We start from the raw sequence: 24,880 nt of genomic DNA, 5'->3' as shown, positions 1-24,880 counted from the left end.
GAAAGCGATGCAATGAATATTCATATTAAAAAATTTTAATAAAATAGGTTGCAATATTTAATTGGGATGCGCTACAATTAACACTAATAATTGATATTGATAATTATTATCAATTAAATATAATCTTATAGGAGTTGTTAACAACATGAACAAACATCACCCAAAATTAAGGTCTTTCTATTCTATTAGAAAATCAACTCTAGGCGTTGCATCGGTCATTGTCAGTACACTATTTTTAATTACTTCTCAACATCAAGCGCAAGCAGCAGAAAATACAAATACTTCAGATAAAATATCGGAAAATCAAAATAATAATGCAACTACAACTCAGCCACCAAAGGATACAAATCAAACACAACCTGCTACGCAACCAGCAAACACTGCGAAAAACTATCCTGCAGCGGATGAATCACTTAAAGATGCAATTAAAGATCCTGCATTAGAAAATAAAGAACATGATATAGGTCCAAGAGAACAAGTCAATTTCCAGTTATTAGATAAAAACAATGAAACGCAGTACTATCACTTTTTCAGCATCAAAGATCCAGCAGATGTGTATTACACTAAAAAGAAAGCAGAAGTTGAATTAGACATCAATACTGCTTCAACATGGAAAAAGTTTGAAGTCTATGAAAACAATCAAAAATTGCCAGTGAGACTTGTATCATATAGTCCTGTACCAGAAGACCATGCCTATATTCGATTCCCAGTTTCAGATGGCACACAAGAATTGAAAATTGTTTCTTCGACTCAAATTGATGATGGAGAAGAAACAAATTATGATTATACTAAATTAGTATTTGCTAAACCTATTTATAACGATCCTTCACTTGTAAAATCAGATAAAAATGATGCAGTAGTAACGAATGATCAATCAAGTTCAGACGCAAGTAATCAAACAAACACGAATACATCTAATCAAAATACATCAACGATCAACAATGCTAATAATCAACCGCAGGCAACGACCAATATGAGTCAACCTGCACAACCAAAATCGTCAACGAATGCAGATCAAGCGTCAAGCCAACCAGCTCATGAAACAAATTCTAATGGTAATACTAACGATAAAACGAATGAGTCAAGTAATCAGTCGGATGTTAATCAACAGTATCCACCAGCAGATGAATCACTACAAGATGCAATTAAAAACCCGGCTATCATCGATAAAGAACATACAGCTGATAATTGGCGACCAATTGATTTTCAAATGAAAAATGATAAAGGTGAAAGACAGTTCTATCATTATGCTAGTACTGTTGAACCAGCAACTGTCATTTTTACAAAAACAGGACCAATAATTGAATTAGGTTTAAAGACAGCTTCAACATGGAAGAAATTTGAAGTTTATGAAGGTGACAAAAAGTTACCAGTCGAATTAGTATCATATGATTCTGATAAAGATTATGCCTATATTCGTTTCCCAGTATCTAATGGTACGAGAGAAGTTAAAATTGTGTCATCTATTGAATATGGTGAGAACATCCATGAAGACTATGATTATACGCTAATGGTCTTTGCACAGCCTATTACTAATAACCCAGACGACTATGTGGATGAGGAAACATACAATTTACAAAAATTATTAGCTCCGTATCACAAAGCTAAAACGTTAGAAAGACAAGTTTATGAATTAGAAAAATTACAAGAGAAATTGCCAGAAAAATATAAGGCGGAATATAAAAAGAAATTAGATCAAACTAGAGTAGAGTTAGCTGATCAAGTTAAATCAGCAGTGACGGAATTTGAAAATGTTACACCTACAAATGATCAATTAACAGATTTACAAGAAGCGCATTTTGTTGTTTTTGAAAGTGAAGAAAATAGTGAGTCAGTTATGGACGGCTTTGTTGAACATCCATTCTATACCGCAACTTTAAATGGTCAAAAATATGTAGTGATGAAAACAAAGGATGACAGTTACTGGAAAGATTTAATTGTAGAAGGTAAACGTGTCACTACTGTTTCTAAAGATTCTAAAAATAATTCTAGAACGCTGATTTTCCCATATATACCTGACAAAGCAGTTTACAATGCGATTGTTAAAGTCGTTGTGGCAAACATTGGTTATGAAGGTCAATATCATGTCAGAATTATAAATCAGGATATCAATACAAAAGATGATGATACATCACAAAATAACACGAGTGAACCGCTAAATGTACAAACAGGACAAGAAGGTAAGGTTGCTGATACAGATGTAGCTGAAAATAGCAGCACTGCAACAAATCCAAAAGATGCGTCTGATAAAGCAGATGTGATAGAACCAGAGTCTGACGAGGTTAAAGTGACTGATAATAATATTGACAAAGATGTGCAACATGATGTTGATCATTTATCCGATATGTCGGATAACAATCACTTCGATAAGTATGATTTAAAAGAAATGGATACTCAAATTGCCAAAGACACTGATAGAAATGTGGATAAAGATGCCGATAATAGCGTTGGTATGTCATCTAATGTCGATACTGATAAAGACTCTAATAAAAATAAAGACAAAGTCATACAGCTGAATCATATTGCCGATAAAAATAATCATACTGGAAAAGCAGCAAAGCTTGACGTAGTGAAACAAAATTATAATAATACAGACAAAGTTACTGACAAAAAAACAACTGAACATCTGCCGAGTGATATTCATAAAACTGTAGATAAAACAGTGAAAACAAAAGAAAAAGCCGGCACACCATCGAAAGAAAACAAACTTAGTCAATCTAAAATGCTACCAAAAACTGGAGAAACAACTTCAAGCCAATCATGGTGGGGCTTATATGCGTTATTAGGTATGTTAGCTTTATTCATTCCTAAATTCAGAAAAGAATCTAAATAATTAACTGGATATAGCATATGTATGATTAACTTTGTAGACAATGTGAAACCAATTAAATTATAAACTATTGATTGGTTTAATGGCTTTCCTTTAGAGTAAATAAAAAGAACAGCAGTGAGAAATTTTCTAATTGAAAATAATCTTACTGCTGTTTTTAATATTTGGATTCATTGTTGTGGTTACTTTAAAAAGTGAGCATCAATTAACGCTTTTTTCGATTTAACAAATGTGATTTAATATCATATTTTAATGCGTCGTTGTGTTCTTTTTCAGTGATTTGATCTTCGATTAACATACGCTTTAATACATAATGTTGTCTTTGGATACTATATTTCAAATCTTTATCCGATTTTAATGTTCCATCTTTTTCGTAGGGTGTATAGCCATAAGGGCTTTGCAACAAACCGATAAGGTATGCAGATTGTGCAATTGATAAATCTTTTGGTGGAATACCAAACAAACTATATGAAGCGGATGCAATTCCGGAAATATTAGCGCCATTATAATCTCTACCGAAGGGAACTATATTTAAATATGTATATATAATTTCATCTTTTGAGAGTAGGTGTTCTAATCTAATTGCTAGGCGAAGTTCATTTGCTTTTCTACTATATGTTTTTTCGTTGGTAAGAACTTGATTTTTAACAAGTTGTTGTGTAATTGTGCTACCACCTGAACTTTGATCAGTATTAAAAATATCTTGTATCATTGCTCTTAAAATCGCCTTTGGTAAGATGCCATCATGTTTATAAAATAAAGTGTCTTCAGATGACGTTAATGCTTTAATGACATTTGGACTTGATGTTTTAGGGCCTATAATGAGTGAGTTTTGAGAATGGTTATACTCATATAATAAATTTTTGTTATTATGATCTAATAATTCATCGCCAGGTATTTGTCGAACTTTTTTTATTAAAGCATCATCTGATAATGAGTCGGACGTTTTAGTTAAATGATGAAAATATAAAGACATCGCAATCACAGCGATAGCAACGATGGCAATGAAAATCATAAATATAAAAACAATGACATGTTTGATAGCTTTATATATCTTTTCAAAATGATATATACGATGATTCAATTGATGATTGTTGTCTTGATTCGTCATCTTTAACCTCCTAAATTACGTATAGTATACCATATTTAAGCAATTTGACTTTTATTTTAACGTTAATTATAATTAGGGAAAATGCATAAAGAATAGGATAAAAGGACAAGTAATATTATTTGAAATCATCAGAGAGCTAGTGGTCGCTGTGAACTAGTGTTTTTAATAATATGAATACACCTTTATAACTAACATGTCCTACGTTTATTAATGAACGTATCATTAATAGAGTGAACATTATCTTATGATTATGTTTAAGTTTGGTGGTAACGTGCAATCGCGCCCTTACATATTTGTTGTAAGGGTTTTTTTTACGTTCAAAAAACTTTAAAGTATTTTAACAAGTATTCAATAAATAATTATAAATAGGAGGAAATAATAATGACGAATGTATTAATTGAAGATTTAAAATGGAGAGGTCTTATTTATCAACAAACTGATGAACAAGGTATTGAAGATTTATTAAATAAAGAACAAGTGACGTTATACTGCGGTGCCGATCCAACGGCAGATAGTTTACATATTGGTCACTTACTACCATTCTTAACATTAAGACGTTTTCAAGAACATGGACATCGTCCTATCGTTTTAATTGGCGGTGGTACAGGTATGATTGGTGATCCATCAGGTAAATCAGAAGAACGTGTGCTACAAACAGAAGAACAAGTAGATAAAAATATCGAAGGTATTAGTAAGCAAATGCACAATATTTTTGAATTTGGAACAGACCATGGTGCAGTGCTTGTTAATAATAGAGACTGGTTAGGACAAATCTCATTAATTAGTTTTTTACGTGACTATGGTAAACACGTCGGCGTTAATTACATGTTAGGTAAAGATTCAATCCAAAGTCGTTTAGAACATGGTATTTCATATACAGAATTCACATACACGATTTTACAAGCTATTGATTTCGGTCATTTGAATAGAGAATTGAATTGTAAGATTCAAGTAGGTGGATCAGATCAATGGGGTAATATCACAAGTGGTATTGAATTAATGCGTCGTATGTATGGTCAAACAGACGCATACGGTTTAACTATTCCGCTTGTAACTAAATCAGATGGTAAGAAATTTGGTAAGTCTGAGTCAGGTGCTGTTTGGTTAGATGCTGAAAAAACAAGTCCTTATGAATTTTATCAATTCTGGATTAATCAATCAGACGAAGATGTAATTAAATTCTTAAAATACTTTACTTTCTTAGGAAAAGAAGAAATTGATCGCTTAGAACAATCTAAAAATGAAGCACCGCATTTACGTGAAGCTCAAAAAACATTAGCTGAAGAAGTAACTAAATTTATTCATGGTGAAGATGCATTAAATGATGCAATCCGTATTTCACAAGCATTATTTAGTGGTGATTTAAAATCATTATCAGCGAAAGAATTAAAAGATGGATTTAAAGATGTGCCTCAAGTGACATTATCAAATGACACAACAAATATCGTTGAAGTCCTTATTGAAACAGGCATTTCTCCTTCTAAACGACAAGCACGTGAAGATGTTAACAATGGTGCGATTTATATTAATGGTGAGAGACAACAAGATGTTAATTATGCTTTAGCACCAGAAGATAAAATTGATGGCGAATTTACGATTATTCGTCGCGGTAAGAAAAAATACTTCATGGTTAACTATCAATAAATATAATTGCATAGCTAAATAAATTAGAGCCTACTCATATTCATTCCTAAGAATGTAATGAGTAGGCTCTTAATGTACTTTTCTGTCTGTAAATTATCTAAAGAAATCTCTATCGCCTTGGCCAGGTGATTGACGTTCTGATCGGCTTTGACGTTTTGGTTGTTCTTTTTGTTGTTTTAATTTCACTTTAACTTCTTTTGTTTTACCATCACGGATAACGGTAACAGTGACTGATTCACCAGGTTTTTTATTTTCATATAAATAGCTTCTTAAATCAACATCATCTTTAATTTTCTTGCCATCAATTTCTGTAATAATATCACCTTTTTTAAGATCAATATCACTATCAGCTTTGGCGACATAAATACCGTCTTCTCTATCAGTATGAAGTTGCTCGCGCTCTTCTTCAGGAATATCTTTCAAATTAATTAAACCAATACCAATCGAAGGGCGGTCAATTTTACCATGTTTTACAAGTTGTTCAATTGTTACTTTAACTTCATTACTTGGAATAGCAAACCCGATACCTTCAACTTGTGTCGCAGCAATTTTCATTGAGTTAATACCAACTAAATTACCATTAATATCTACTAATGCGCCACCTGAGTTACCTGGGTTAATAGCAGCATCTGTTTGAAGAACGCTAACTTTTGTATTGCCACCAGTTGTCTCAGCGTCAATCGTACGTTCGCTTGCTGAAATGATACCAGATGTTACAGAGTTAGCAAATTGTAATCCTAATGGGTTACCCATTGCGAATACGCTATCGCCAGTTTGTACTTTTGAAGAGTTGGCAAATTGAATCGCTTTAATACCTTTTGTATTTTCAATTTTAAGTACAGCAATATCAGTTACTGCATCTTTACCAACTAATTTCGCTTTAACTTGTTTTTTATTATGTAATTGGACTCTAATTTCATTTGCGCCATCAATAACATGATTGTTTGTAACGATATAAGCTGAATTGTTGTTTATTTGATAGATAACACCTGAACCTACTCCAGCTTCAGATGGTTTAGATGATTTGCCTTTTAATAAGTCGTCTACACTTGATGCTTTTTGCATGTTAATAACTCCAACAATTGTAGGGGAGACAGATTTTATCATTTCATGAACGGTACCGAATTTCTTGCTTTGACCGTCTAATTGATTGCCACCTTTATTATTTGTTGTCTGAACAGTTGAACCATCTTTATTTAAAATTGTACTATTTAATACTTTGCCTATACCAAGTACTAGAAGTGCACCAATAATTCCAGCAATCAATGCAACGATGACTGTTTTAAACCATGGAAATTTAGGTCTTCTGTATCTAGGTGTTTGGCTATGGTTTGTTGTAGAATGATCTGTATGATTAAAATCTGACATACTTAACCTCCATTATATGATTTATATATGCTTTAATTATGTCTTTTTTTTATAATTATTGCTAGTAATACACTATACAACTTTAGATGTATTTTCAGACTATCTTGTTCTAGTAAAAATATAGTGATAAAATCTAGTTGTTATAAACAAATAAGTTAAGTAGGTGGCACAATGTATTCAGTGATTAGTAAGATTTTGAATTTCATTTTAGTTAAAATGTCAAAATCATTATACGTAATCGGTAAAGATAATATTCCTAAGGATAGTAAATATGTCGTAACTTGTACGCATGAAAGTTATAACGAAGTCATTATGCTAGGTATGGCATTATATCCTAATCAAATTCATTATATGGCTAAAAAAGAATTATTCAAAAATAAATGGATTGGTAAATTTTTAACGTCTTTAAATGCATTTCCTGTAGATCGTGAAAATCCAGGACCTAGTACTTTAAAACGCCCAATCAATTTGTTGAAAGATAATAAGACAGTTGGTATCTTCCCAACAGGTTCTCGCACATCGCAAGAAGGTGCACCTTTGAAACGTGGTGCTTCAACAATTGCAATGTTAAGTAAGTCACCAATATTACCTGTTGCTTATGTTGGTCCTACTAAGATTCACGGTCTTTTAACAGGACAAGCATACATAAATATTGGTAAACCAATCGATATTAACGATTTACCTAAAGATTTAAAACGAAACGAGCGTATCGATTATATTACAAAAGAGATTGAAACACGAACAGCAAAGTTACAACAAGAATTGCATGAAATTGTAAAAAGTTTATAAAATAACTTGAGGTAGAAATATAGCTGGTTAGTAAGCCTAGGTGACTATAACGGAGTATCGAAGTAGTTATTCTAGTTACATTAGTAATCTTTATATTTCTACCTTATTTTAAGAAGGATGACATTCAATGTATAAATTTTTCCAAAATTTAGGGCGTTCGTTAATGTTACCAGTTGCCATTTTACCGGCTGCAGCAATTATTGCCGGAATTGGTAATACGTTAAATGCACTTCATGCGACGCCGAAAATCGCAATGTTCTTTACTACGGTAGGTACTACGATTTTAGAGCAATTAGGTATTTTATTTGCAATTGGTGTAGCTATAGGAATGGCAAAGAAAAATGATGGTGCAGTCGCGCTTGCAGCTACGTTAGGATATTTTTTAGTTACAGTTGTATTATCACCAATGAAATTAGCGCCTTTATTAGGAATGAAAGCTTCGGAAATAAATTCAGCTTTTGAAAAGATGAATAATGGCAATGTCTTTGTTGGTATTGTAATAGGTTTAATAGCAGCTTATGCATACAATAAGTTTAGTGAAACAGAATTACCATTAGCATTATCATTTTTTAGTGGTAAACGTCTAGTTCCAATTATGACTGCATTTTACTGTACATTTTTAGTTGTCATATTGTTATTCTTATGGCCACTACTTTATTCATGGATTTTAAAATTTGGTGAATCTATAGTCGGTTTAGGATCGTTTGGAGCTTTCATATATGGTGTTGCCAATAGATTATTAATTCCTACAGGATTACATCATGCACTGAATAGTGTGTTCTGGTTTGATACGATTGGTATTAATGATATTGGTAAATTCCAAAGTGGCAAAGATGCTATAAAAGGTATTACAGGACGCTATCAAGCGGGATTCTTCCCAATCATGATGTTTGGTATTCCAGCGGCTGCGTTAGCAATGTATCATACAGCTAAAACGACTCAGAAAAAACAAGTTTACGGTTGGTTCCTAGCGAGTTCAGTTGCAGCATTTTTCGTTGGTGTTACAGAGCCGATTGAGTTTGCATTTATGTTTGTTGCGCCAATCTTATATGTTGTTCATGCGTTATTAACAGGATTATCTTTATTTATCGCAGCTACATTCCATTGGACAGCTGGATTTTCATTTAGTGCAGGTTTGATAGATTATGTGTTATCACTAATTAATCCGGTATCAAATCATCCATTGATGTTGCTTGTTCAAGGTGTTGTATTTTTCATCTTATACTATGTGATTTTCCGTGTAGTAATCCAAGTATTTAACTTGAATACGATTGGTAGAGGTGAAAATGAATTAGTTGATCCAACAGTTGTAAAAGATAATATTGCTCCTGGTGAAAATGATATTAAACAAAGTAAATATCATCAACATGCTATACAAATATTAGAAGGTTTAGGTGGTCAAGAGAATATTGTTAATTTAACTAATTGTGCAACAAGGTTGCGTCTAGAGTTAAAAGACACATCTATTATTGATCAACAGAAGATTAAAAACGCCGGTGCAGTTGGTGTTACTGTTAATGGTAAACATTCAACTCAAGTTATTGTCGGTACACACGTACAGCAGGTTGCTGATGAAATTGAAAAACATTTATAAAATTTAAACAGCTAAAGCGCAAATCCAACTTCAATAGGGTTTGCGCTTTTTTTAGTCAAATAGTAGAATGATTTATATCTGAATTTTCAGAAATGGAGTGGGGATTGTGAAGAAAATTTTATTTGATGTTGATGGCGTTTTTTTAAGTGAAGAACGTTGTTTCGATGTCTCTGCATTAACGGTATATGAATTATTAATGGATAAGTGTTATTTAGGTCTTCATTCACATATAGATTGGGAAACTTTGACTGATAACGATATACAAGACATTAGGAATCGAATTTTTCAAAAAGATAAGATTTTAAACAAATTAAAATCGCTAGGGCTGAATTCAAATTGGGATATGTTATTTATCGTTTTTAGTATTCATTTAATTGATATTTTGAAAAAGTTATCACATGATGAAATTGAGGCATTCATGTATCAAGATGAGCCTGTCGAATTGAAGTTGCAAAATATAAGCACAAACTTAGCAGACTGTTTTAATTTAAATGAACAACTACCTTTACAATTTTTGGATAATGTAAAAGTTGGTAAAAATAATATTTATGCTGCTTTGGAAGAGTTTGCAACAACAGAGTTACATGTTTCGGATGCTACTTTATTTAGTTTGAAGGGTGCATTATGGACGTTAGCGCAAGAAGTTTATCAAGAATGGTATTTAGGATCGAAGTTGTATGAAGATGTTGAAAAGAAAATAGCACGAACTACTTTTAAGACAGGTTATATTTATCAAGAAATTATTTTGAGACCAGTAGATGAAGTTAAGGTACTTCTGAATGATTTAAAAGGTGCTGGTTTCGAATTAGGTATTGCAACAGGTCGTCCTTATACTGAGACTGTTGTGCCATTTGAAAATTTAGGATTGTTACCATATTTTGAGGCTGATTTTATTGCAACAGCAAGTGATGTTTTAGAAGCAGAGAATATGTATCCGCAAGCACGACCATTAGGAAAGCCGAATCCTTTTAGTTATATCGCAGCTTTATATGGTAATAATCGCGATAAATATGAATCTTATATCAATAAGCAAGATAACATTGTAAATAAAGATGACGTATTTATAGTAGGCGATTCGTTAGCTGACTTATTAAGTGCTCAAAAAATAGGTGCAACGTTTATTGGAACATTAACAGGTTTAAAAGGTAAGGATGCTGCAGGTGAGTTAGAAGCGCATCATGCCGACTATGTTATTAATCATTTAGGTGAACTTAGAAGTGTACTAGATAATTTGTAATTTGATTGTTGTTTGACAGCATAACTTGAAGTGAATGATTGAACCAAAGGTTTCATATTGAGTTACAATGAAATTAATAATGAAAAAATGCCAAGAAGCAATGGAAGTAATCCAATGTCTTCTTGGCATTTTGAATTTACATAAATTGTTTATGACTGTACCGTCAATTCAGTTGTGAAAATTTGATTGTATTCACCAACTTGTTTAAGTTCATCAATTATATTGTTTGAAACAGGTTGATCAACGGATAAAATCATTAGCGCATCTCCGCCCGCTTCAGTTCTACCTAAAGTCATAGATGCAATGTTGATATTGTATTTACCTAACAATGCGCCAGTTTTTCCTACCATACCTGGAGTATCATTATGATATGACACAATTTGATATTGATTTGGCTTTAAGTCTACAGAAAAATTATTAATTCTAACAATTCTTGGACCGAAACCTGTAAAGACAGAAGCGCCAACTTTAACGGAATCGCTATCGTTTGATAGTTCTACCTCTAAGTAGTTACTAAAACCTGTCTCTGCTTTATTATTTTCAATATTTAATGTCACTTGTTGTTGATTTAACAACATTAGAGCATTGATAATATTGACTTCAGGACCAAGATCATCTTTTAAAATATGAGTAATAATTGTACGTGTTAATAAACTACTATCAATAGAGGCTAAGTCGCCACCGTACGTAATTTTAATAGAGCTTGGTGCATTGTACATTAATTGAATAGCTAATTCACCAACTGTTTGGCTTAAATTGATGAATGATTTTACAGTATCATCTATATTGCTTAAGTCCATTTTAGGTGCATTCACTGCATGCGTTACAGTACCATCAATTAAAATTTCGATGATTTCATTTGAAACAGAAATTGCCACTTTTTCTTGAGCTTCGACTGTTGATGCACCCAAATGAGGTGTAACAATAATTTTATCATGTGCAACAAGAGGCGAATCAGTTGCAGGTTCATGTTCAAACACATCGATAGCTGCCCGACTAATTTGTCCTTCGTCTAATGCTTTTATTAGCGCCTTTTCATCAATAATACCACCACGTGCCACATTGATTATTTGCAAACTAGGTTTTGCTTTGGCAAAAAAGTCAGCATTAATTAAGCCTTTTGTTTTAGGTGTTAGTGGTGTATGTAATGTAACGAAATCAGAATGTTGGGCAATCTCATCAACTGTTGCCTTCGTAATGCTTAAAGATTTTGCTTTTTCATCCGTTAAGTAAGGGTCAAAAGCTAGTATTTTCATTCCGAAACTTTGCGCACGTTTAGCAACACCTAAACCAATTCTACCAGCACCAATGACACCTAATGTTTTATGATAAAGCTCAGTACCTTTAAATGCATTTCGATTCCATTCTTTATTTGTAAGTGATTGGTGTGCTTGCGGAATATTTCGAGCCATTGATAATAACATTGCCAGTGAATGTTCAGTAGCTGAAATCGTATTACCATCTGGGGCATTAATAACTAAAATACCTTTTAATGTTGCAGCATCAATATTAATATTATCTACACCAACACCGGCGCGTGCGATTACTTTTAAAGAATCAGCAGCATTTATGATATTTTCAGTGACCGTAGTTTGACTACGAACGATTAAAGCATGGTATGAAGGTATAATTTTGATTAATGCTTCTTCGGACAAGCCAGTTTGAATATCTACATTAAATTGTTCGTGATCTAATAATGCTTTGATACCATCTTTTGATATGGGATCTGCAACGAGTACATTAAATTGCTTCATGAATAACCTCCATATATTTTGATATACCTTTACCGATATAGTTAACTTTACGGTGTTCAGTTAAAATAATTTCTAAAGCAGATACTACCGATAAAATATCGAAAGGACTAATTTTCCCCATATGACCAATTCTTAAAATTTGACCTTTAAGATGGCCTTGACCACCAGCAATTGTTATTTTAAACCGATTTTTAAGTTCATCTTTGATTATTTTCACTTCATCATTTGTATTAGGTTTGAATGCTGTAACCGTTGGAGATGCATCTTTATCATTGACTAATAAAGTTAAATCTAATGCTTTTAAGGCGCTTCTTAATGCATTTCTAATTGCATAGTGTCGTGCTATTACGTGATTGAAACCTTCTGCTTTTACGGTTTCAACGTATGCATTTACACCTCTAAATAAAGACACATTTGGTGTGAACGGTGTAGAATTGTCAGCTTGTGACGAAATGTATTTATTTAAGTCTAGATAAAATTTTGGCGTAGTTACTTCTTTGAAACGTTCTTTTGCACGGTGGCTATAAGCTACAAAAGCTAATCCTGGAGGTAACATAATTGCTTTTTGACTACCAGAAACAAGTACATCAATTTTATCTTTGTTAATGTCAACATCAACAGCACCAATGCAACTTACGCCGTCAACTACAAAATAAATATTACTATTAAATTGATTGATGGCATTTCCTAACTCGTGAATAGGGTGTAGCACTGTCGTAGATGTTTCGCAATATTGACTAAATACTGCTTTAACTTCAACATCTAAAGTTGAAAGATAATTGATGAAATCTTTAACATCTACAGCTTCTCCCCATGTTACGTCATAAATGTGCACATTTTTGTAATAAGTTTGTGCAATTTGTTTAAATCGGTTACCAAAGGCACCTGAAACAATGACAACGAAGTGATCTTCAGGGTTTACAATGTTCAACATACTAGCTTCTAAGACGCTTGTACCGCTAGATGTTAAAATAAGTACATCATTTTGACTCCCAAATATTGGCTTTAGACCTTGAAATGCTTGTTGTGCGATGTCTTCAAAATCTTTAGAACGATGACCAACCATAGGTGCTTGAATTTCTCTCATAATGGCATCAGGTACAGGGGTTGGGCCAGGTGTTAATAACAACGGTTGATGATAATACATTTATATGCCTCCTATAAATAAGATTTCACTATTTTAGCAAATTTTCTGAAAATTTAAAAGCCTAAAAAAGTGATAACGCTATATTGTCGAACAAACGTTATCACTTAACGATTTTATTTGGCCTGAATGCTGGGATAGATTTTTATGTCCACATTATTTCTTACAGCATTTGAAATCATGCAATTATTATCTGCAATTGTTATCAATTTTGGTAATCGCTTTTCTAATTGTGCTATTTGATCACTTGGAATTTGAATTTGAGGATGGTGCACAATTTTTGACATACTGAATTTTCCGTTATTTAAACAAGCTGTTCCAATCGATTGTTGTTCAATTGAAATATCTGTGAACTTTGCACGTTCAAGAGTAGCTGCTAATGAGATGATATAACATGATGAAGCGGCTGATACTAACATTTCATCGGGATTTGTTCCTATACCAACACCACCTAAAGAAGCAGGTATAGAAATATTCTCTGAAAGTATGTCGCCTTGAACGTTTCCGACATTGTTACGACCACCTTGCCAAGAAGTTTGGACTTTAAAGTCATGTTGATGCAATTGCTTTAACCTCCAATATAATTGTGATAGTTTAATTTTAGAATAGTTTATCAAAGTTTAACAGAAAGGTGACTTATCAATGACTCTGAATAAACTGAAAGATGAATTACAAATTGTTTCGCACCGTGGATTGCCGAGTGATTTTCCTGAAAATACAATGGTCGGTTATCGAGAGGTAATGGGGCTCAATGTTGCTATGTTAGAAATAGATGTTCATTTGACCAAAGACCAACATTTTGTTGTGATACATGATGAAACAATTGATAGAACATCGGATGGTAAGGGGCGTATTTCTGATTACACATTATCGCAATTAAAATCATTTGATTTTGGTAGTTATAAAGATGTTGCTTTTAAGGGAGAACGAATACCCACGTTAGATGAAGTACTTTCATTATGCTTAAAGTATGATAAAAAGCTATTGATTGAATTGAAAAGTCCGAATTTATATCCAGAAATAGAATGTAAATTGCTGGCATTTTTGGAAGAAAAGAAAGTCGATGCGACACAAGTAGTTATACAATCTTTTGATATCGAATGCATCGAAAAGTTAAACACATTGGGCAGTATATATGAATTAGGTGTGCTTTGTAGTAAACGTAATTATTGGTATAAAAAGCCAAACTTTTCAAGAATTGCTCAAATTGCTAGTTATGTTAATCCTAATTATGCATTAGTGACCAGAAAATTTGTTGATAAAGCACATCATCATCAATTACAGGTTATGCCATACACAGTTAATAAATTGAAAACTGGAGAAAAATTAAGACAAATGGGTGTAGATGGATTAATTACAGATAATCCGAAATTATTTATTAAGTGAGACGATGAATGGTAATTTGATAGAGGGATGAGGATTCGTATATCGCAATTGATAATTTTAAAAACTAATGATGAAATACTAAAGATAATTAAACAAATAAGACTTGTAAATTCTAAGTTGATTGTAAAATAGGGTAGCTCCATATAATTTTGAATCTATCATTTTTAAATTAATAAAAAAAACACCCACAATTGTGGGTGTTTGTATTGAACGTATTATCTTGAGTAGTACTCAACGATTAATTGTTCGTTAATTTCAGCAGGTAATTCGCTACGTTCTGGTAAACGTACGAAAGTACCAGTTAAGCTGTCAGCATCAAAGTTTAAGTACTCAGGTACGAAATTGTTGATTTCAACTGATTCAACGATGATGTTTAATTTTTGAGATTTTTCACGAACTGAAATTGTTTGACCAGGTTTAACAGAATAAGATGGAATATCAACACGTTTACCATCTACTAAGATATGACCGTGGTTAACTAATTGACGTGCTTGACGACGAGTACGAGCTAAACCTAATGAATAAACAACAGCGTCTAAACGACTTGCTAATAAGATCATGAAGTTTTCACCGTGTACACCGAATTTTTTACCAGCGATGTCAAATGTGTTACGGAATTGTCTTTCAGTCATTCCATATAAGTAACGTAATTTTTGTTTTTCACGTAATTGTAAACCATATTCTGATAATTTTTTACGTTGGTTTGGACCATGTTGTCCTGGTGCGTAAGGACGTTTTTCTAATTCTTTACCAGTACCGCTTAAAGAGATACCTAAACGACGAGATTTTTTCCAGTTTGAACCTCTGAATCGAGCCATAATAAGACTCCTCCTTTAATTCTTTTTTGTTGTTATGAATAAACAAAAAAGAGTGTTGCATGCTTACTAAGATATATTGTTTTATGTGTCTTCACCTTATAGCGACAGTTACGTGACACGTCCGCATTGGGAACAACATAGCGCTCAATAATATACAACTGCTACTTTCGTTAATTCACACAAAGATTATTGTAACATTTTCCTGCTAACTGTCAACACTTTATTGAAAATGCTGATGTCCTTTTATGCGAGTTGCTTTTCAATAATTTTAACAATTGCTTCAAGATGTTCTTTGTCATTGTCATCAAATCGATCCGTTATAGGGGCATCGATATCTAAGACGCCGATAATTTTATCATCTTTGAAAATTGGAACGACAATCTCAGACTTACTATTAGCATCACAAGCGATATGTCCTTCGAATTGATGAACATCAGCTACAATTTGTGTACGACGTTCTGAAACGGCTGTACCACATACACCTTTTCCAATTGGAATGTGGACACAAGCGGGGTGTCCTTGGAAAGGTCCAAGTATAAGTTCATTTTGTTCCAATAAGTAAAAGCCGACCCAATTAATTTGATCTAGATTATCATTTAATAAGGCAGACATATTACTTAAAATAGCAATCATATGATGTTCATCTTCAATAAGGCTTGCTGCTTGTTTCTTTAATAATGTGTAGTTTGTTGGGTTAATTGTTGTCATATTTAAAACCTCTTATTTTCATAGATTTTATAATAGTATAGAATTTCGAAAATATTATGGCAATAAATTCATTTTATAATTTATCCTTAAGCAAAATTACGTTATAATAGTAATGATAAATTAGGAGGAGAAGCATATGGTGTTATATATCATTTTGGCAATAATTGTGATTATATTGATTGCTGTAGGTGTATTATTCTATTTACGTTCAAATAAACGACAAATTATTGAAAAAGCAATCGAACGTAAAAATGAAATTGAGACGTTACCTTTTGATCAAAACCTTGCACAATTATCTAAGTTGAATTTAAAAGGTGAAACAAAAACGAAATACGATGCAATGAAAAAGGACAACGTAGAAAGTACAAATAAGTATCTAGCTCCTGTGGAAGAAAAAATCCATAATGCTGAGGCTTTATTAGATAAATTTAGTTTCAACGCATCTCAAAGTGAAATTGATGATGCAAATGAGTTGATGGATAGTTACGAACAAAGCTATCAGCAACAATTAGAAGATGTAAATGAAATTATTGCGTTATACAAAGATAATGATGAATTATATGACAAATGTAAGGTTGATTATCGTGAAATGAAACGTGATGTTTTAGCAAATCGTCATCAATTTGGTGAGGCAGCAAGTCTACTTGAAACTGAAATTGAAAAGTTTGAGCCAAGGTTAGAGCAATATGAAGTACTAAAAGCTGATGGTAATTATGTACAAGCGCACAACCATATAGCTGCCTTGAATGAACAAATGAAACAGCTAAGATCTTATATGGAAGAAATACCAGAATTAATTAGAGAAACTCAAAAAGAATTACCTGGTCAATTCCAAGATTTAAAATATGGTTGCCGTGATCTTAAAGTTGAAGGGTATGATCTGGATCACGTAAAAGTAGACAGTACATTACAAAGCTTAAAAACAGAGCTTAGTTTCGTTGAACCATTAATTAGCCGCTTAGAATTAGAAGAAGCTAATGATAAACTAGCTAATATCAATGATAAGTTAGATGACATGTATGATTTAATTGAACATGAAGTTAAAGCTAAAAATGATGTCGAAGAAACAAAAGATATCATTACGGATAACTTATTCAAAGCTAAAGACATGAATTATACATTGCAAACAGAAATTGAATATGTACGTGAAAACTACTATATAAATGAATCTGATGCTCAAAGTGTTCGTCAATTTGAAAATGAAATTCAAAGTTTAATTTCTGTATATGATGATATTTTAAAAGAAATGTCTAAATCTGCTGTGCGATATAGCGAGGTTCAGGATAATTTACAATATTTAGAAGATCATGTCACAGTTATTAATGACAAACAAGAAAAGCTACAAAATCATCTGATTCAATTGCGTGAAGATGAAGCAGAAGCAGAAGACAATCTGCTACGAGTACAATCGAAGAAAGAAGAAGTGTATCGTCGATTACTTGCTTCTAACTTAACAAGCGTTCCTGAAAGGTTTATCATCATGAAAAATGAAATTGATCATGAAGTTCGTGATGTTAACGAACAATTTAGTGAACGTCCAATACACGTTAAACAGTTAAAAGATAAAGTGTCTAAAATTGTGATTCAAATGAATACATTTGAAGATGAAGCAAATGATGTTCTTGTTAATGCTGTTTATGCAGAGAAATTAATTCAATATGGAAATAGATATCGTAAGGACTATAGCAATGTTGATAAGAGCTTAAATGAAGCTGAACGATTATTTAAAAATAATCGCTATAAGCGTGCGATTGAAATTGCAGAGCAAGCTCTTGAAAGTGTTGAGCCAGGTGTTACTAAACATATTGAAGAAGAAGTTATTAAGCAATAGAAACTAGTATGTAGTTATACTTAAATAATATGAGCACTCTGTCAAATTGGACTGATGAGTTTAATAATTGAAGTTAGCCAACGATACGTTGTCTAGCTTCTTTTTTATATGGATAAATGAAAGGGACAATAAATATAAATAGCAATTGTTTAAAGATAAACGTAATCAAATGTGTTGTTTTAATTAATATAAGTAGTGAAAAAAGCATAATCACACAGCTGTTTAAATAGAGTGAAATAGTCTAATTCTTATTTAATAAGTAGAAATAAGATTATTTTGCGCTATAACCTTTATTTTTTGTCGGATAATAGTATAATGCTTGAGTAAAACAATTTTAACGATTGATGATTAATGAAAGAGAAGTGTTTATTTTGATATATCTAGATAATGCGGCAACGACGAAAGCATTTGAAGAAGTGTTAGATACTTATTTAAAAGTAAATCAATCAATGTATTATAATCCGAATAGTCCGCATAAAGCTGGTTTGCAGGCAAATCAATTACTACAACAAGCAAAAACCCAAATTAATGCAATGATTAATTCAAAAACAAATTATGATGTTGTATTCACTAGTGGTGCAACTGAATCCAATAATCTTGCTTTAAAAGGTATTGCCTATCGTAAATTTGATACAGCGAAGGAAATAATTACATCCGTGTTAGAGCATCCGTCCGTATTAGAGGTTGTAAGATATTTGGAAGCACACGAAGGATTTAAAGTTAAATATGTTGATGTAAAGAAAGATGGCAGTATTAACTTAGAACACTTCAAAGAATTAATGTCAGACAAAGTCGGTTTAGTAACATGTATGTATGTAAATAATGTAACTGGACAAATACAGCCTATTCCACAAATGGCTAAAGTTATAAAAAATTATCCTAAGGCACATTTTCATGTAGATGCGGTTCAAGCATTCGGCAAAATTTCAATGGATCTCAATAACATAGATAGTATTAGTTTAAGTGGACACAAGTTTAATGGTTTAAAAGGACAAGGCGTCTTACTTGTAAATCACATTCAAAATGTTGAACCAACTGTCCATGGTGGTGGTCAAGAATATGGCGTTAGAAGTGGAACAGTTAATTTGCCAAATGATATTGCAATGGTTAAAGCGATGAAGATAGCTAATGAAAACTTTGAAGCATTGAATGCATTTGTTACTGAGTTAAATAATGACGTCCGTCAATTTTTAAATAAATATCATGGAGTTTATATTAATTCTTCAACTTCAGGTTCACCATTCGTTTTAAATATTAGTTTTCCTGGCGTAAAAGGTGAAGTATTAGTTAATGCTTTTTCAAAATATGACATTATGATATCTACGACAAGTGCTTGTTCATCTAAACGTAATAAATTAAATGAAGTATTGGCTGCAATGGGATTATCAGACAAATCTATTGAAGGTAGTATAAGATTATCATTTGGGGCTACTACAACTAAAGAAGATATAGCGAGGTTTAAAGAAATATTTATCATCATTTATGAGGAAATTAAGGAGTTGCTAAAATAATGAAGTATGATCACTTGCTTGTTAGATACGGGGAGTTAACATTAAAGGGTTCAAATAGAAAGAAATTTGTAAATCAATTAAGAAATAATGTAAATAAGTCATTAAAAGGACTTGATGGGTTTGTCGTTAAAGGCAAACGAGATCGTATGTATATTGAACTTGAAGACCATGCAGATATAAATGAAATAACATATCGATTATCAAAAATTTTCGGTATTAAATCTATTAGTCCAGTATTAAAAGTAGAAAAAACAATAGAGGCAATAAGTACAGCGGCAATTAAATTTGCGCAGCAATTTGAAGAAAACAGCACATTTAAAATTGATGTGAAGCGTGCCGATAAAAATTTCCCAATGGATACGTATGAATTACAGCGTGAATTGGGTGGTGCAGTATTGAAGCACTTCGACAATATTTCAGTGAATGTCAAACGTCCAGATCATGAAATTCGAGTGGAAGTTAGATTAGATGCAATTTATATGTATGAAGAAGTTGTTCCGGGTTCAGGTGGATTACCAGTTGGTACTGGTGGTAAGACGTTACTAATGCTTTCAGGCGGTATAGACTCACCAGTTGCTGGGATGGAAGTGATGAGACGTGGCGTAACAATTGAAGCGATTCATTTCCATAGTCCACCATTTACAAGTGATCAAGCAAAAGAAAAAGTTATTGAATTGACACGTATTTTAGCTGAACGTGTTGGACCAATTAAATTGCATATTGTACCATTTACAGAATTGCAAAAACAGGTAAATAAAGTTGTACATCCAAGATATACAATGACTTCAACGAGACGTATGATGATGCGTGTTGCTGATAAATTAGTACATCAAATAGGGGCTTTAGCTATTGTAAATGGTGAAAACCTAGGGCAGGTAGCCAGTCAAACACTTCATAGCATGTATGCAATTAATAATGTAACTTCTACTCCTGTATTACGTCCTTTATTAACTTACGATAAAGAAGAAATTATTATTAAATCGAAAGAAATTGGTACATTTGAAACATCTATTCAACCATTTGAAGATTGTTGTACAATTTTCACCCCTAAAAATCCAGTAACCGAACCAAACTTTGATAAGGTAGTCCAATATGAAAGTGTCTTTGATTTTGAAGAGATGATTAATCGTGCTGTTGAAAATATTGAAACACTTGAAATAACTAGTGATTATAAAACTATTAAAGAACAGCAAACAAACCAATTAATAAACGACTTTTTATAAATAAAATCCTAGAGTAAATTTAAACATAAGGGGATGTTAAACTATGGATTTGAACTTAACGATGATTATAATCATAATTTTATTTGGTTTTATCGCGGCGTTTATAGATTCGGTTGTAGGGGGTGGCGGTTTAATTTCTACGCCAGCATTATTAGCAATCGGTCTACCACCATCTGTAGCTTTAGGTACAAATAAATTGGCAAGTTCATTTGGTTCTTTAACTAGTACGATAAAGTTTATAAGGTCCGGTAAAGTGGACTTATTTGTTGTTGCCAAATTATTTGGTTTTGTATTTTTGGCATCTGCATGTGGCGCATATATTGCAACGATGGTTCCGTCACAAATATTGAAACCTTTAATCATCATTGCACTTTCGTCGGTGTTTATATTCACATTACTTAAAAAAGATTGGGGCAATACACGTACGTTTACTCAATTTACATTTAAGAAAGCCATAATATTTGCAGCACTTTTTATATTAATCGGCTTTTATGATGGATTTGTAGGTGGGGGAACAGGTTCATTTATGCTTTTTGTATTGTTAATCTTTGGTTTTGATTTTTTAAGTGCAGCAGGAAATGCTAAAGTTTTGAACTTTGCTTCTAATATAGGTGCGCTTGTATTATTTATGGTATTAGGACAAGTAGATTATGTAATAGGTTTAATTATGGCTATAAGTATGATTGCTGGGTCATATGCTGGGGCTCATTTTGCTATTAAACAAGGTGTTGGTTATGTAAAAGTATTATTTATTATTATTACTGCTATTTTAATTTTAAAAAATGCTTTTGATTATATTCAACAATTTGTATAAAATTAAATTTGCTTTTGATTAAAGCATGAAAATTGTAATCAAACCATAAATTGTCGTATGATGTAGTTAGAATTTTAAAATGCAGGAGGTCAAGTATATGACTGAAATAACATTCAAAGGTGGACCAATCCACTTAAAAGGTCAACAAATTAATGAAGGTGATTTTGCACCTGATTTTACAGTGTTAGATAATGACTTAAATCAAGTAACATTAGCAGATTATGCTGGTAAAAAGAAATTAATTAGTGTGGTACCATCAATTGATACAGGTGTTTGTGATCAGCAGACTCGCAAATTCAACTCTGATGCTTCTAAAGAAGAGGGGATTGTGCTTACAATTTCAGCAGACTTACCATTCGCACAAAAAAGATGGTGCGCTTCAGCAGGTTTAGACAATGTCATTACATTAAGTGACCACCGTGACTTATCATTTGGTGAAAACTATGGCGTTGTTATGGAAGAACTTCGCTTATTAGCTCGTGCAGTATTTGTATTAGATGCAGATAATAAAGTTGTTTATAAAGAAATCGTTAGTGAAGGTACTGATTTCCCAGATTTTGATGCTGCTTTAGCTGCATACAAAAATATTTAATCATTAAAGAGATAAATCTTAAAATGTATACATCGTGTCCATCGTTGTCAACAGCATTAAAATAGAATTGTTTTCTATGATTGCTAAGACCTATGGGCACTTTTTATTGGAGAGGGACGAATATGGCAGAACAACAAACAATTATGGAACGCTTGTTTCATACATTAGATGAAAAAGCTAAAACATTAAATAATGAAAATGGCCAAAGTTTTATTGAAAATCTTGGGCTAGCAATGGAACAAGTATATACCAATGAAAGAGGATTGTTAGAACAATCGACGTTACAAGATCGACGTAAAGCATTCCAATTTGCATATTTAAGTTTAATGCAGGAAGAAAAGATACAAGCAAATCATCAAATTACACCAGATTCAATTGGATTGATACTAGGATTTTTAGTTGAGCGTTTTATGAACAACCAAGAAGAATTACATATTGTTGATATTGCAAGTGGTGCCGGTCATTTAAGTGCTACTGTAAAAGAAGTGTTACCTGAAATTGCGGTTATGCATCATTTAATTGAAGTTGATCCAGTTTTATCACGTGTTAGTGTACATTTAGCAAACTTCTTAGAAATTCCTTTCGATGTGTATCCTCAAGATGCCATCATGCCACTACCATTAGAAGAAATAGATATCGTTATTGGTGATTTTCCAGTAGGCTATTATCCAATTGATGAAAGAAGTAAGGAGTTTAAGCTAGGTTTTGAAGAAGGACATAGTTATTCACATTATTTATTAATAGAACAAGCAATAAATATATTAAAAGATGCTGGATATGCCTTTCTAGTGGTACCAAGTAATATTTTTACAGGTGAACATGTAAAACAGCTTGAAAAATATATTGCAACAGAGACAGAGATGCAAGCATTTTTAAATTTACCACCAACTTTATTTAAAAATGAAAAAGCGCGAAAATCTATATTAATTTTACAAAAGAAAAAATCGGGTGAAACAAAGCCAGTTGAAGTATTATTGGCAAATATTCCTGATTTCAAAAATCCTTCACAATTTCAAGGATTTATGACAGAGTTAAATCAGTGGATGGACACAAATCGTCCTAAAAAATAATCTGTAATAGTATAGTCATAAAACTGTATGAATGATAAAATGAGAAATGAAATAGTATAAAAAGCAAACGATGGAGGATCATTACTTATGTCAAAATTAATCTTGGCTATCAATGCTGGTAGTTCATCATTAAAATTTCAATTAATTAGAATGCCTGAAGAGGAATTAGTAACAAAAGGTTTAATAGAAAGAATCGGATTGAAGGATTCAATTTTTACAATTGAAGTCAACGGGGAAAAAGTTAAAACAGTACAAGATATCAAGGATCACGTTGAGGCAGTTGATATCATGTTGGATGCTTTTAAAGCGCACAATATTATTAATGATATTAACGATATCGATGGAACAGGTCACCGTGTTGTACATGGTGGTGAAAAATTCCCTGAATCAGTAGCTATTACTGATGAGGTTGAAAAGGAAATTGAAGAATTAAGCGAATTAGCACCGCTTCACAACCCAGCTAACTTGATGGGTATTCGTGCTTTCCGTAAATTATTACCAAATATCCCTCATGTGGCAATTTTTGATACAGCATTCCATCAAACAATGCCTGAAAAAGCATATCTATACAGCTTGCCATATCATTATTATAAAGATTATGGCATTCGTAAGTATGGTTTCCATGGTACAAGCCATAAATTTGTATCACAAAGAGCGGCAGAAATGTTAGATAAGCCAATTGAAGATTTACGTATTATTTCATGTCACATTGGTAATGGAGCATCAATTGCAGCTATCGATGGCGGTAAATCTATTGATACATCAATGGGCTTCACACCACTTGCTGGTGTAACAATGGGTACTCGTTCTGGTAATATTGACCCTGCTTTAATTCCATTTATTATGGAAAAAACAGGTAAAACTGCTGAACAAGTATTGGAAATCTTAAACAAAGAATCAGGTTTATTAGGATTATCAGGTACATCTAGTGATTTACGTGACTTATCAGAAGAAGCTGAATCAGGTAAAGCACGTTCACAAATGGCTTTAGATGTATTTGCTTCTAAAATTCACAAATATATTGGATCATATGCTGCGAGAATGCATGGTGTTGATGTTATCGTATTTACAGCAGGTATCGGTGAAAACTCAGTAGAAATTCGTGCGAAAGTTCTTGAAGGCTTAGAATTTATGGGTGTTTACTGGGATCCTAAGAAAAATGAAAACTTACTACGTGGTAAAGAAGGATTTATTAACTATCCTCATTCACCAGTTAAAGTTGTCGTTATTCCAACAGATGAAGAAAGTATGATTGCCCGTGATGTTATGACATTCGGTGGTTTAAAATAATTTTTAAATAAATATTAAGCGTCTATCTCCGCTACAATTATATGTAGGAGGTAGACGCTTTTTGTATTGTTTGAAAATTAACTAGTGTAATGTCTCTTTTCACGAATATCTTAAAGAATTAAGTAGTCGAAGAAGATTATGAAAACATTATTAAATGAGTTTTATT

Annotated in this window: 24 protein-coding genes; 14 read left to right on the top strand and 10 right to left on the bottom strand. The window is 32.5% G+C overall.

All coding sequences use genetic code 11. The features are described from left to right. Positions 1-57: 57 nt before the first annotated feature. On the bottom strand, positions 58-147 hold the full coding sequence (locus JQN76_RS12420) for a hypothetical protein (protein ID WP_000927785.1): 90 nt from the start codon (positions 145-147) through the stop codon (positions 58-60). On the opposite strand from JQN76_RS12420, the gene harA reads away from it, so the two are divergent. Continuing rightward, a complete protein-coding gene (gene harA, locus JQN76_RS12415) occupies positions 146-2,833 on the top strand; it encodes a haptoglobin-binding heme uptake protein HarA (RefSeq protein ID WP_001032762.1) in 2,688 nt (895 codons plus the stop codon). The two genes, JQN76_RS12420 and harA, sit on opposite strands and share 2 nt — an antisense overlap. Positions 2,834-2,963: 130 nt before the next feature. Further along, on the top strand, positions 2,964-3,056 hold the full coding sequence (locus JQN76_RS12410; RefSeq protein ID WP_001789987.1) for a hypothetical protein: 93 nt from the start codon (positions 2,964-2,966) through the stop codon (positions 3,054-3,056). Here the strand turns inward: JQN76_RS12410 and JQN76_RS12405 are convergent. Then, positions 3,036-3,941 (bottom strand): transglycosylase domain-containing protein, encoded by a 906-nt coding sequence (locus tag JQN76_RS12405; RefSeq protein WP_001836680.1) that lies wholly within the window; start codon positions 3,939-3,941, stop codon positions 3,036-3,038. The genes JQN76_RS12410 and JQN76_RS12405 overlap by 21 nt on opposite strands. A 381-nt stretch (positions 3,942-4,322) precedes the next feature. Here JQN76_RS12405 and tyrS point away from each other — a divergent pair, with 381 nt between their 5' ends. After that, a complete protein-coding gene (gene tyrS, locus JQN76_RS12400) occupies positions 4,323-5,585 on the top strand; it encodes a tyrosine--tRNA ligase (RefSeq protein WP_000186029.1) in 1,263 nt (420 codons plus the stop codon). 93 nt (positions 5,586-5,678) lie between these two features. Here tyrS and JQN76_RS12395 read toward each other — a convergent pair whose 3' ends face one another. Next, positions 5,679-6,953 carry a S1C family serine protease gene (locus JQN76_RS12395; RefSeq protein WP_001279338.1) on the bottom strand — a complete coding sequence of 425 codons (1,275 nt, stop codon included), beginning with the start codon at positions 6,951-6,953 and terminating at the stop codon, positions 5,679-5,681. Positions 6,954-7,124: 171 nt separating this feature from the next. On the opposite strand from JQN76_RS12395, the gene JQN76_RS12390 reads away from it, so the two are divergent. The 3 genes from JQN76_RS12390 (at position 7,125) to JQN76_RS12380 (ending at position 10,573) form a co-directional block, all read left to right on the top strand. Next, positions 7,125-7,742, top strand: a complete 618-nt coding sequence (locus tag JQN76_RS12390) for a lysophospholipid acyltransferase family protein (RefSeq protein ID WP_000287588.1) — start codon at positions 7,125-7,127, stop codon at positions 7,740-7,742. A gap of 127 nt (positions 7,743-7,869) precedes the next feature. Next, positions 7,870-9,336 (top strand): N-acetylglucosamine-specific PTS transporter subunit IIBC, encoded by a 1,467-nt coding sequence (nagE, locus tag JQN76_RS12385; RefSeq protein ID WP_000276363.1) that lies wholly within the window; start codon positions 7,870-7,872, stop codon positions 9,334-9,336. A gap of 106 nt (positions 9,337-9,442) precedes the next feature. Next, the gene (locus JQN76_RS12380) at positions 9,443-10,573 is read left to right on the top strand and encodes an HAD family hydrolase (protein WP_000721708.1); all 1,131 of its coding nucleotides are present in this window, start codon (positions 9,443-9,445) and stop codon (positions 10,571-10,573) included. On the opposite strand, the gene JQN76_RS12375 is transcribed toward JQN76_RS12380, so the two are convergent. From JQN76_RS12375 to JQN76_RS12360, 4 genes are all read right to left on the bottom strand, one after another. Continuing rightward, positions 10,534-10,629, bottom strand: a complete 96-nt coding sequence (locus JQN76_RS12375; RefSeq protein WP_031775019.1) for a hypothetical protein — start codon at positions 10,627-10,629, stop codon at positions 10,534-10,536. The genes JQN76_RS12380 and JQN76_RS12375 overlap by 40 nt on opposite strands. 93 nt (positions 10,630-10,722) lie before the next feature. After that, positions 10,723-12,327 carry a phosphoglycerate dehydrogenase gene (gene serA / locus JQN76_RS12370; RefSeq protein ID WP_000808837.1) on the bottom strand — a complete coding sequence of 535 codons (1,605 nt, stop codon included), beginning with the start codon at positions 12,325-12,327 and terminating at the stop codon, positions 10,723-10,725. Next, complete coding sequence (locus JQN76_RS12365; RefSeq protein WP_000291419.1) at positions 12,314-13,474, bottom strand: pyridoxal-phosphate-dependent aminotransferase family protein; 1,161 nt, start codon at positions 13,472-13,474, stop codon at positions 12,314-12,316. Before JQN76_RS12365 ends, serA begins: the two co-directional genes overlap by 14 nt. A 113-nt stretch (positions 13,475-13,587) precedes the next feature. Next, complete coding sequence (locus JQN76_RS12360; RefSeq protein ID WP_000553927.1) at positions 13,588-14,034, bottom strand: OsmC family protein; 447 nt, start codon at positions 14,032-14,034, stop codon at positions 13,588-13,590. A 79-nt stretch (positions 14,035-14,113) separates the two neighbouring features. Between JQN76_RS12360 and JQN76_RS12355 the strand changes: the two genes are divergently transcribed. Then, positions 14,114-14,857 carry a glycerophosphodiester phosphodiesterase gene (locus JQN76_RS12355; protein ID WP_000174285.1) on the top strand — a complete coding sequence of 248 codons (744 nt, stop codon included), beginning with the start codon at positions 14,114-14,116 and terminating at the stop codon, positions 14,855-14,857. 215 nt (positions 14,858-15,072) lie between these two features. Here JQN76_RS12355 and rpsD read toward each other — a convergent pair whose 3' ends face one another. Together rpsD and JQN76_RS12345 are read right to left on the bottom strand one after the other, a co-directional pair. Further along, positions 15,073-15,675 (bottom strand): 30S ribosomal protein S4, encoded by a 603-nt coding sequence (rpsD, locus tag JQN76_RS12350; RefSeq protein WP_000090512.1) that lies wholly within the window; start codon positions 15,673-15,675, stop codon positions 15,073-15,075. A 243-nt stretch (positions 15,676-15,918) separates the two neighbouring features. Beyond that, positions 15,919-16,383, bottom strand: coding sequence for a GAF domain-containing protein (locus tag JQN76_RS12345; RefSeq protein WP_000207845.1), 465 nt, complete (start codon positions 16,381-16,383; stop codon positions 15,919-15,921). 136 nt (positions 16,384-16,519) lie between these two features. On the opposite strand from JQN76_RS12345, the gene ezrA reads away from it, so the two are divergent. Next, a complete protein-coding gene (gene ezrA, locus JQN76_RS12340; protein WP_000244865.1) occupies positions 16,520-18,214 on the top strand; it encodes a septation ring formation regulator EzrA in 1,695 nt (564 codons plus the stop codon). 73 nt (positions 18,215-18,287) lie between these two features. On the opposite strand, the gene JQN76_RS12335 is transcribed toward ezrA, so the two are convergent. Further along, entirely contained in the window at positions 18,288-18,428 is a 141-nt protein-coding gene (locus JQN76_RS12335; RefSeq protein WP_001789981.1) for a hypothetical protein, read from the bottom strand. Between the two features lie 148 nt (positions 18,429-18,576). Between JQN76_RS12335 and JQN76_RS12330 the strand changes: the two genes are divergently transcribed. From JQN76_RS12330 to JQN76_RS12305, 6 genes are all read left to right on the top strand, one after another. After that, positions 18,577-19,725 carry a cysteine desulfurase family protein gene (locus JQN76_RS12330; protein ID WP_011447028.1) on the top strand — a complete coding sequence of 383 codons (1,149 nt, stop codon included), beginning with the start codon at positions 18,577-18,579 and terminating at the stop codon, positions 19,723-19,725. Next, on the top strand, positions 19,725-20,948 hold the full coding sequence (thiI, locus tag JQN76_RS12325) for a tRNA uracil 4-sulfurtransferase ThiI (RefSeq protein ID WP_000872655.1): 1,224 nt from the start codon (positions 19,725-19,727) through the stop codon (positions 20,946-20,948). The genes JQN76_RS12330 and thiI overlap by 1 nt, the downstream gene beginning before the upstream one ends. A 43-nt stretch (positions 20,949-20,991) precedes the next feature. After that, the gene (locus tag JQN76_RS12320; RefSeq protein ID WP_000365316.1) at positions 20,992-21,762 is read left to right on the top strand and encodes a sulfite exporter TauE/SafE family protein; all 771 of its coding nucleotides are present in this window, start codon (positions 20,992-20,994) and stop codon (positions 21,760-21,762) included. Between the two features lie 97 nt (positions 21,763-21,859). Further along, on the top strand, positions 21,860-22,354 hold the full coding sequence (tpx, locus tag JQN76_RS12315) for a thiol peroxidase (RefSeq protein WP_000136253.1): 495 nt from the start codon (positions 21,860-21,862) through the stop codon (positions 22,352-22,354). A 122-nt stretch (positions 22,355-22,476) separates the two neighbouring features. Beyond that, on the top strand, positions 22,477-23,424 hold the full coding sequence (locus tag JQN76_RS12310; RefSeq protein WP_001836686.1) for a class I SAM-dependent methyltransferase: 948 nt from the start codon (positions 22,477-22,479) through the stop codon (positions 23,422-23,424). 87 nt (positions 23,425-23,511) lie between these two features. Continuing rightward, complete coding sequence (locus JQN76_RS12305; protein ID WP_000040063.1) at positions 23,512-24,714, top strand: acetate kinase; 1,203 nt, start codon at positions 23,512-23,514, stop codon at positions 24,712-24,714. The last annotated feature ends 166 nt before the right edge of the window (positions 24,715-24,880 follow it).

It is taken from the genome of Staphylococcus sp. SM3655 (assembly GCF_016917315.1).
Lineage (GTDB): Bacteria > Bacillota > Bacilli > Staphylococcales > Staphylococcaceae > Staphylococcus > Staphylococcus aureus.
This window is presented reverse-complemented; position numbering and strand designations above follow the sequence as displayed.